General features: G+C 61.2%; 8 protein-coding genes and 3 pseudogenes. 6 read left to right on the top strand and 5 right to left on the bottom strand.

What is annotated here, in order from left to right; all coding sequences use genetic code 11:
* Positions 1-640 precede the first annotated feature (640 nt).
* Complete coding sequence (locus tag QWZ14_RS29835; RefSeq protein WP_290320705.1) at positions 641-1,570, top strand: replication protein RepA; 930 nt, start codon at positions 641-643, stop codon at positions 1,568-1,570.
* Positions 1,571-1,715: 145 nt separating this feature from the next.
* Here the strand turns inward: QWZ14_RS29835 and QWZ14_RS29830 are convergent, their stop codons facing one another.
* Together QWZ14_RS29830 and QWZ14_RS29825 are read right to left on the bottom strand one after the other, a co-directional pair.
* Positions 1,716-2,465: a hypothetical protein gene (locus QWZ14_RS29830; protein WP_290320704.1), complete on the bottom strand. Its 750-nt coding sequence runs from the start codon at positions 2,463-2,465 to the stop codon at positions 1,716-1,718.
* Positions 2,462-3,145 carry a ParA family protein gene (locus tag QWZ14_RS29825; RefSeq protein WP_290320703.1) on the bottom strand — a complete coding sequence of 228 codons (684 nt, stop codon included), beginning with the start codon at positions 3,143-3,145 and terminating at the stop codon, positions 2,462-2,464. Before QWZ14_RS29825 ends, QWZ14_RS29830 begins: the two co-directional genes overlap by 4 nt.
* 217 nt (positions 3,146-3,362) lie before the next feature.
* Here QWZ14_RS29825 and QWZ14_RS32070 point away from each other — a divergent pair, with 217 nt between their 5' ends.
* Both QWZ14_RS32070 and QWZ14_RS29815 read left to right on the top strand, forming a co-directional pair.
* Positions 3,363-4,013: a class I SAM-dependent methyltransferase gene (locus QWZ14_RS32070; protein ID WP_353959363.1), complete on the top strand. Its 651-nt coding sequence runs from the start codon at positions 3,363-3,365 to the stop codon at positions 4,011-4,013.
* A gap of 289 nt (positions 4,014-4,302) precedes the next feature.
* Complete coding sequence (locus tag QWZ14_RS29815) at positions 4,303-4,692, top strand: hypothetical protein (protein ID WP_290320701.1); 390 nt, start codon at positions 4,303-4,305, stop codon at positions 4,690-4,692.
* 79 nt (positions 4,693-4,771) lie between these two features.
* On the opposite strand, the pseudogene QWZ14_RS29810 reads toward QWZ14_RS29815, so the two are convergent.
* A pseudogene (locus QWZ14_RS29810) lies at positions 4,772-4,945 on the bottom strand (hypothetical protein); the annotation flags it as partial.
* 232 nt (positions 4,946-5,177) lie between these two features.
* Here QWZ14_RS29810 and QWZ14_RS29805 point away from each other — a divergent pair.
* Together QWZ14_RS29805 and QWZ14_RS29800 are read left to right on the top strand one after the other, a co-directional pair.
* The gene (locus QWZ14_RS29805; protein ID WP_290320700.1) at positions 5,178-5,423 is read left to right on the top strand and encodes a type II toxin-antitoxin system Phd/YefM family antitoxin; all 246 of its coding nucleotides are present in this window, start codon (positions 5,178-5,180) and stop codon (positions 5,421-5,423) included.
* Positions 5,423-5,812, top strand: coding sequence for a type II toxin-antitoxin system VapC family toxin (locus tag QWZ14_RS29800; RefSeq protein WP_290320699.1), 390 nt, complete (start codon positions 5,423-5,425; stop codon positions 5,810-5,812). The genes QWZ14_RS29805 and QWZ14_RS29800 overlap by 1 nt, the downstream gene beginning before the upstream one ends.
* Before the next feature lie 254 nt (positions 5,813-6,066).
* On the opposite strand, the pseudogene QWZ14_RS29795 reads toward QWZ14_RS29800, so the two are convergent.
* Together QWZ14_RS29795 and QWZ14_RS29790 are read right to left on the bottom strand one after the other, a co-directional pair.
* Positions 6,067-7,000 (bottom strand): annotated as a pseudogene (locus tag QWZ14_RS29795) (IS5 family transposase).
* A complete protein-coding gene (locus QWZ14_RS29790) occupies positions 6,997-7,137 on the bottom strand; it encodes a hypothetical protein (protein ID WP_290320698.1) in 141 nt (46 codons plus the stop codon). The pseudogene QWZ14_RS29795 and the gene QWZ14_RS29790 overlap by 4 nt, the downstream one beginning before the upstream one ends.
* A gap of 101 nt (positions 7,138-7,238) precedes the next feature.
* On the opposite strand from QWZ14_RS29790, the pseudogene QWZ14_RS29785 reads away from it, so the two are divergent.
* A pseudogene (locus QWZ14_RS29785) lies at positions 7,239-8,102 on the top strand (ISNCY family transposase); the annotation flags it as partial.
* Positions 8,103-8,140: the final 38 nt, after the last annotated feature.

Raw genomic sequence — 8,140 nt, 5'->3', positions numbered from 1 at the left:
GCCACCGCCGCCGGCGAGGCCGGTGCCGATCTCGCCGCAGTCATGCACCAGACCCGCCACCGCTCCCCCAAGGTACCACTCGGTTACCTCTGCCCGGCTAAGCTCTGGCGCAACAATGCCTCGCAGAGGAGCTGGAAGCCGCCCAGGACAGGATCAGCAAACCTAGACATACAAAGACGATGCTTCAAACATCGGGGACGGGTTAGGCACGGTTTGGTAAGTGCGCATAACTCGTGTTAACGGTTCGGGCCGTTGTCGCTTTTGCAACTGGACACTTTGCTATGAAACGACTAGGTATCGTTTCTGGCTCCCACAATCGACAGCGGTAGACATAGCATTCCGGTTCTAGACGGTCCCTTTATGCGTGGCGATTACGCGGACTTTGACCTTGTCCGAGTCGACGCGTCGACGCCTAACCCGACTCTCGATATCTCCTGATCCAAGCGTGCACTTTGGAAGCGATACTGTGCACTTTGGAAGTTAGGGAGTCAGTGTCGCTATAATAAAATCAATGACCTACGGTCTTATCCCGTGCACTTTGGAAGCCTACTACTAGTAAAAGAATCAATTATTTTTTCTAGTAGCTTCTGCTCCCAAAGTGCACAGCGCGTCAGTTGACAGAACACGGTATGTTCAAGGTATGGGACAAGTGCACGATATCCTGGGGTTGAAGGGGCGGCAGGCTGCCCTACAACTTGATTTTGACCGCCAAGTCGTCGAGGCCGCAGCCGCATATATGGCTGATGAGGACGGGAGCATCGGCTTCCTGTACTCCGGATGGTGCCAAGCCGCTCTACCTCATCGCAGACTGCCGAACCACAAGGGCTGGCAGGTGGAGGGCGGCCCCTACTGCCTCATCGTTGAACCTGGTATGCGGCGAGGTGCCGCAGGCGAACCCGAGCATGTCGGTGTGCCTTTTGGAAGCAGAGCCCGGCTCATTCTAATTTACCTGCAATCAGAGGCTCTACGCACGGGGAGCCGAGATGTAGTGCTCGGGAAGAGCCTGCGGCAGTGGCTCGGCCGAATGGGCATTCCTATCGGCGGCAAGAACTTGAGCATTGTGCGTGACCAAACTGAGCGCATTAGTCGCTGCCGGCTCACTTTCGAAGTAAAGCAGGGTAACAGGCTGGGTCTGGCTAATCAAAATATTATGGATTCAGCGATTTTTCTTGAGCCCGAGGAAGAAGAAGCGCGCGGTACGCTTTTCGCACAAACTGCAAAGCTTTCTGAACAATTCTTTGAAGGCCTTCGGCGTCATCCTGTACCAATTCAGGAAGCCGCTATTGGCGCCATCTCTAACAACTCGATGGCGATCGACATCTATGTCTGGCTCGCATACCGGCTTCACTCGCTCTCTAAGCCTACACCACTATCATGGCGTGCCCTCAAAACGCAGTTCGGCGCCGGTTTCGCAGCGATGAATAACTTCAAAACCAAATTCGTACCGAACCTAAAGTTGGCCATGGCTGTCTATCCAGAGGCGCGAGTGGAAGAGGACGACGAAGGACGTGGCCTAGTGCTCTTCCCCTCACGTCCTCCAGTAGCCGAGAAACTCATCGCTTCTCGGTAGGCTGGAAGGAACGCTTCCAAAGATCACATCCCACTCCTTGGCCGCCAAATTGAATGCCACCGCTTCCAAAGATCACACTTCGGCTTTCCTTCCAGATTGGTGCCTCTCGCTGCCTTAAGTGATCTTTGGAAGCTTGCATCGGATCTCAAGCCACCTCTTCATCGATAACCGGGTGACCTGCCGCCAAACGCAAGCGTCCCTCTATGACCAACATATCCGCCTGCACTTGCTGCAATCGCTCGAACAACTTCGTCCGCTCTGCGATCAGCGCATCGTATTGCCGTTGGATCGCCTCACGATCGATGCGGTCGGAAGTGGCCTCAACCTCATCCGCAATACATGGAGTTGCGGAAATCCGGTGAGCCCGAAGCTCTTGCCGGAGGGCTACGACGTCCTGCCGCCGAAGTTGCGGTCGGATAAGGTCACGGTCCCGGGCGAGAGCAATGCCGTCTGGCCCGAGACATGCCAAGTCGTACAGTGTTGTGTAGCCGGGGAGCTGCTCGAACGGCATCCGCAGTTGCTCGGCGAGTTCAGCAGCGCGGCGGAACTTTGTCGCTAAAGCGGCCGAAAACTCGAACAAGCGATCAGAGCCAGTGAGCACATGGCGGTACTCCTCGTCAGTCAATGCTCTCGATAATCCAAGCAGTGTCTGGCCGATGAGCAGGGCTGCCTGCTTGGCCTTTCCCCACTGATCAGCGATACGGCTGCGAGCAGTCAAAATGATATCAGTCTTTTCAGAGGCGAGACCGACTCCTTTAAAGACCTCCATGACTATTTGCCGTCCTGTGTCGTGCACTTGAAGCACAGAGGCAGCCTGCTCACTTCTCTGATCATCAACGGAGATCTCTCCGACGCCGGAAATGTCGAGCTTCGGACGACTACGAAGTCTCGTCACAGTCCAATCTCCCGGCTCGCATAGCGCCAAAGATCAGCCATAACGTCGGCCCCCTTGCCTTTTGCATAATCGACAACAGCCAATCCCGACGACGACGGAGTAGCAATATCTTCGAGTACGGGAATCTCTATTGGCGCCAGATTACCATGCCTTAAAAGTGTGCTGCGAGCGCTAGCAAAGCTTTTGGTCCTCCGGTTAGCCTTGTTTAGAATGAAAGCGGATCGGCTACCGACCCTCTTGAGGCTGACGCCCCAGGGCAAAATGCTTTCGAGGTCATCATACGCTGGACTAGTGGGCACCAAAATCAGTGCCGCTTCTTTACACAAAGACAACATGTCTGCCATGTCGTGCTCAACTCCCGGTGGAGTATCGATGACTGCCAATTGATATTCTTTGACCTGCTGCGCGATTAAGGGCCACTGGTCCAATCGCCCAGCAATGACCTCTGTTGGGACGATCTCGGGCAATTTCTGACGGGCGATAACGCGCCGCTTCGACCATTTACTGAACGTTTGCTGGGCATCAAAATCAATACCAATAGCCCGGACGCCGGCTTGCCCCGCGAGCACGAGCAAATTTTTGGCGAGTGTGCTTCGGCCACAGCCACCTTTTGAGCCCCCAAGAATTAGAATTCGAATTGATGTGGGCGAGCTTTTGCTTCCCCCCTCTTCGTTCTCCATACTGTGCCCCCCCCTATGGGGCAGCACTATGATGCCATGAGAGTAGGCTACGGAACTATGGCCGATTGCATTTCCTCAGGGAAAATAGGTCAATAACCCTGTCTTTAATTATCGGCTTCTACGTTTTGTGAGGCCGGTGATCAGGTTTGCCATTTTCAAGCCTCTCACCGACCATAACCCGCTCTGGACGTGATCGGGCGCAAGGGCGAACGCGGTGATGACTTGCCACGGCGGAAGCATCATCGCACTGCCGCTCCTGGCCGGGCTGGCGGGCGCAGCGACGACATTTGTCGTATTCGTCTGCTCTGCCGCAGCGCCGAAGGCCACGGTATCGGCCGCAGCTCCACCCGGGCTGCCTGCTAAGCGGTTCCCGAAGCCGCCACGCCCGGTAGCCGGGATCGTATCCGACCAGCGGTCAAACGAGGACAGCCGCGAGGGCACTGGCGAGGCAGCCAAGGTCATGGACCTGCTCGGCATCCTACCCGGTATGACGGTAGCCGATATAGGCGCTGGTACCGGCAATTATATTGCTCGCCTGTCTCACCGCGTTGGCCCCGGAGGCCGGGTAGTTGCGCAGGACGTGAAGCTGAGCCCCCTCATCCGGCTCGGGCACCGAGTCTCGCGCGAACGGCTGGGCAATGTGTCGCTTGCCGTCGTCGAGCCTCATGATCCGCGTTTGCCAAAGCGCTCGGTCGACCTGGCCTTGTTTGTCTACATGTACCATGGAATAGCGCTGGCCTTCGGCCTGCTCGTCAACCTAATCCGGCAATGCGATTTGGCGGGCAGGTGGCGATCCTGGACGTGGATGGTCCTGGCCTGGCGCATGGTACATCCCGCGCATTGCTGTCCTGTGAGCTCGCAGCAGTAGGCTACCGGGACGTGGCGTGGCATTGGATCGAGGGGCGGTCAGTCTACCTTGCCGTGATCGAACCCCCAGCGGAGTCCCCGAGCCCGAACGCATTGTCCCTTGTGGCGCCCGATAGGGGGCGCCGCCGGGCATGGGCGCAGCAATGGCTGTGCGCCCGCATCGCCGTCAGGCTTCCCGCTCAACCGGCGTTTTGGAAAGGTGGCCGTCGCAGGTCATACCTGCGGCTCCACCCGTGACACGATCTTCAACCGTCCCGTAGGATCGGCACGGTATGGACCCGAGGGGCAGCATGGGCATCGAGTTTCACCGGATATGGCGGGAGCAGATTGCGGCCGTCCCTGATCTGCGGCGCAAGTTCGGCGAGAGCGTCGTCTTCGACTACATCGTCGGCGAAAAGCTGATGCTGTTTGCCGAGACGGCAGAGCGGCAGCCGGCGTTCACCCGGGAGTTGCCCAGCTTCGTGGCCGCACTCCGGGGCCTGTTCGGGCCAGCGGTGCTGCGGCGCGAACTTGCCCGGCTGGCGCGGCAAATGGACCTCGATGAGGCTGAGCTCGATCTCGTCGTGCATGAAGCAGGCGAGGATTGGCTCATCGAGGCGCCGGAGACCGCCGCGGCGCGCCGGGCCCGCTTCATCCATCTGCAATCCCTGCTGACAGCCAGTCATCTCGGCACGGCCTGACCGGCGCGGTTCGGCCAAGCCTCTGGTGAGAACTTCGAGCCCCACAGGAACCAAGTACCTTAAGCACGACAGACGGGCATCACGCGACCGAGGTGACAAGATACCCGACCGGTGTCGCGGTTACGGCCAGCCATTCGCGCAGCTTCGGCCGCCGCCGCCGTCCCGCGATGGCGACCGCCCTGGGCTGGCCGACCAGCACCACCAAGCATTTGCCACAGGTGATGCCGGTGTAGAGCAGGTTCCGTCGCAGCATGGTGCAGACGTTGCTGGGTCATGCCCAGCTCGCCACCACGGCGATCTACGTCTATGCCGTCGGCGAGGAGGAGCAGAGCATCGCCGCGCGGGTGTGGTGATCCTGCGTTGCCTTGCCACCACCATGGTGCTGGCTATCCCTGGGGCAGCCCAGCCTATGACCACGGCACCTGCTTCCCAAGACAAGCGCCTGGTGCCATTATGAACCCAGCTTAGTCCAGTCTGGAGATGGCATGCAGACGGTCAACATTCACGCCGCCAAGACCCAGCTCTCCCGCTTGGTCGACGAGGCTGCGGCAGGGCAGGAGATCATCATCGCCCGCGCCGGCAAGCCGGTGGCCCGGCTGATGCCGTTGGCGTCGCCACCGCCGCGCCCGCCGCAGCGTGCCCTCGGCATCCTGGCCGGCCAGCTGCAGGTGCCCGCCGATTTCGACGCACCCCTATCGGACGACGACCTCGCCGGCTTCGAGGGGCGCTGATGCGCCTGCTGCTCGACACCCACATCCTACTTTGGGCGCTCGACAAGCCGGCCCGGTTGGATGGCGGAACCCGGGCCCTGCTCGAGGATCCGGCGAACGAGGTGCTGTTTAGCGCCGCCAGCATCTGGGAGATCGCCATCAAGGCGCGGCTTGGCCGCGCCGATTTCCCGGTGCGCCCGGACCAGATCGCTCAGGCGGCCCGCGGCACCGGCTTCACCGAGTTGCCGGTCCGGGCCGAGGCCGCGGCGCGTGTCGCCGACCTGCCGCTGCATCACCGCGATCCCTTCGACCGGCTGCTGGTGGCGCAGGCGATGCTCGAGCCGATGCGGCTCTACACCGCCGATCCGCTCCTGCCGCCCTATTCCGAACTGGTCACGCTGCTCGGCTGAGAGCCGACTGCTCCGTGCTTTGGCCTTGTTGGGGGCGCGACATCCGCATGCGTGCGCCGGTCCGGGTTTTGCCGCTGCGCCTCGGCTTCTCGTGTGGCGGCAGCTTCCGCCTGGCGCATGTCCTGCAGTCGTCGCCCAGGGGCGGTTGCGATACGTTCGGCCGCAAAGCGGCAGGTGTCCTCGCTTCATTCAGTACGAAGGGCTCTGTTGCACAGATGAGATGGCGGTCAGGGTTCCCCTTCTTCCGGACAGCTTTATCCTACGGCTTCAGTGACGGGTATTCCGAGCGCGGTGAAGCCGTTCAGGACGGCCACACGAACTTGAAACTCGGCGACCTGACGGTCGAAGTCCCTCGCAGTCAGACGTTGGCCCAAAAGTTTGACGCAGTGCATTTTGGTCTCAGCGCGGCTTCGGCGGTGATAGCCGCTCCATCGTCGCCAGATGGTCCGACCGAAGCGCCGCGATGCACGGAGGGCTTCATTCCGTGCAATCGCCCCGGCGCCATCGGTCTTCCAGGGTTTGCCATTCTTTCGGGGCGGTATGATCGCGGCTGCGCCGCGGGCGGCGATGGCGTCGTGGCACTTGCGGGTGTCGAAGGCGCCGTCAGCGGTGACACTTGCGATCTCCTGGTCCGGCAGGATCTGATCGAGAAGCTCAGGCAACACCGGTGCGTCCCCCACATCGCTGGTGGTAAACTGCGCCGCGCGGATTTCCAGCGTTTGCTCGTCAATCCCGATAAGTATCTTTCGCAAGACCCGGCGTTTGGCGCCGCCGTGTTTGCGCGCGATCCACTCCCCTTCGTTCTCGCCCTTGATGCCGGTTCTGTTGATCAGCAGGTGCAGCGGACCCTGCGAACCGCGATAGGGAATGTTGACCTTCAGGGTCTTCTGCCGCCGGCTCAGGGTGCTGAAGTTTGGCACATTCCAATCGAGGCCGATCAGCCGCAGGAGGCTCTCTACGAAGCCGGTCGTCTGGCGCAGCGCCATGCCAGAACAGCACCTTCATGGTCAGGCAAGTCTGGACGGCAGCATCGCTGTAGACAGGTTGTCGGCCCCGTTTACCGGTCGGCGCGGCTTCCCAGGTCATCTCCCGGTCGAACCAGATCGTCAGCAAGCCGCGTCGCTTGAGCCCTTCGTTGTAGGCGGCCCAGTTCCTGGTCTTGTAGATCAGTGGTGTCGGTCTGCTCATGCCGTCCAGCTACCACGCTGGATCACCAGATGAATCCCCTCAGGCGATATGTGCAACAAAGCCACCTGGCCGACGACGAGCCAGTCAAAGAGCATGCGAATGGCGGCCAGTTGCTGCTTGACGCTCGGCGCCGACAACGGCGCCGGCGTCCGTATTGCCTCGCCTGAAATGCTCCCGGAGTGGGGGCTGTTGCCTCAGCTAAAATGTTCCCCTGCAGCAAGGCGCAGCGGGGGCGGGGATGAGGCGGGTGAGCATGGCGACGCGTGACGAACTGGTGGTGGTGACGGCGGCGCGCTATGCGGGTGCTGGCCACCGGGAGCGGGGCTTGATCCTGGATGAGTTCGCGGCGGTGACCGGCTTCCACCGTAAGCACGCGACGCGGCTGTTGCGAGCTGGGCTGTCGGGGCAGCCGAGCGGTCCACGACCGGGGCGGCGGGTCTATGACGAGGCGGTGCGTGAGGCACTGGTCATGCAGTGGGAAGCCTCCGACCAGGTATGCGGCAAGCGGCTGCGGCCGTTGGTGCTGATGGAAGCAATGGAGCGGCACGGTCACCTCGAGCTTTCGTCCGAGGTCCGCACCGGCCTGCTGGCCATGAGCGCGGCGACAATGGACCGGGCGCTGCGTCAGGTTCGGGATCAGGTGGGTGGCCGGACACGCCGCCGCACGACGCCGTCGACGGCGGTCCGGCGTAGTCTGCCGGTACGGACCTTCGCGGATTGGGGCGATCCACCGCCCGGGTTCGTCGAGGCGGACCTGGTGGCACACAGCGGTCCGACGGCGCAGGGCAGCTTCGTGCAGACGCTGGTGCTGACTAACATTGCCTCGGGTTGGACGGAGTGCGCCCCGCTGCTGGTGCGCGAACAGCGGCTGCTGACCGAGGTGCTGACAAAAGTACGCAAGTTGCTGCCATTTGCACTGCTAGGGTTCGACACGGACAACGACAGCGTTTTCATGAACGAGACTATACGGGACTACTGCCAGGCGGCGGGTGTGGTGTTCACGCGCTGCCGACCGTATCGCAAGAACGACTAGGCCTGGGTGGAGCAGAAGAACGGCGCGGTGGTGCGGCGGATCGTAGGCTATCGTCGGTTCGAGGGTTTGGTCGTGGTCGAGTAGCTCGGCCATTTGGCTCCGCCCTC

It is taken from the genome of Paeniroseomonas aquatica (genome assembly GCF_030409335.1).
GTDB classification, from domain to species: Bacteria; Pseudomonadota; Alphaproteobacteria; order Acetobacterales; family Acetobacteraceae; genus Belnapia; species Belnapia aquatica.
Note: the sequence above shows the minus strand (reverse complement) of the source record. Positions and strands in the feature narration are given on the sequence as shown.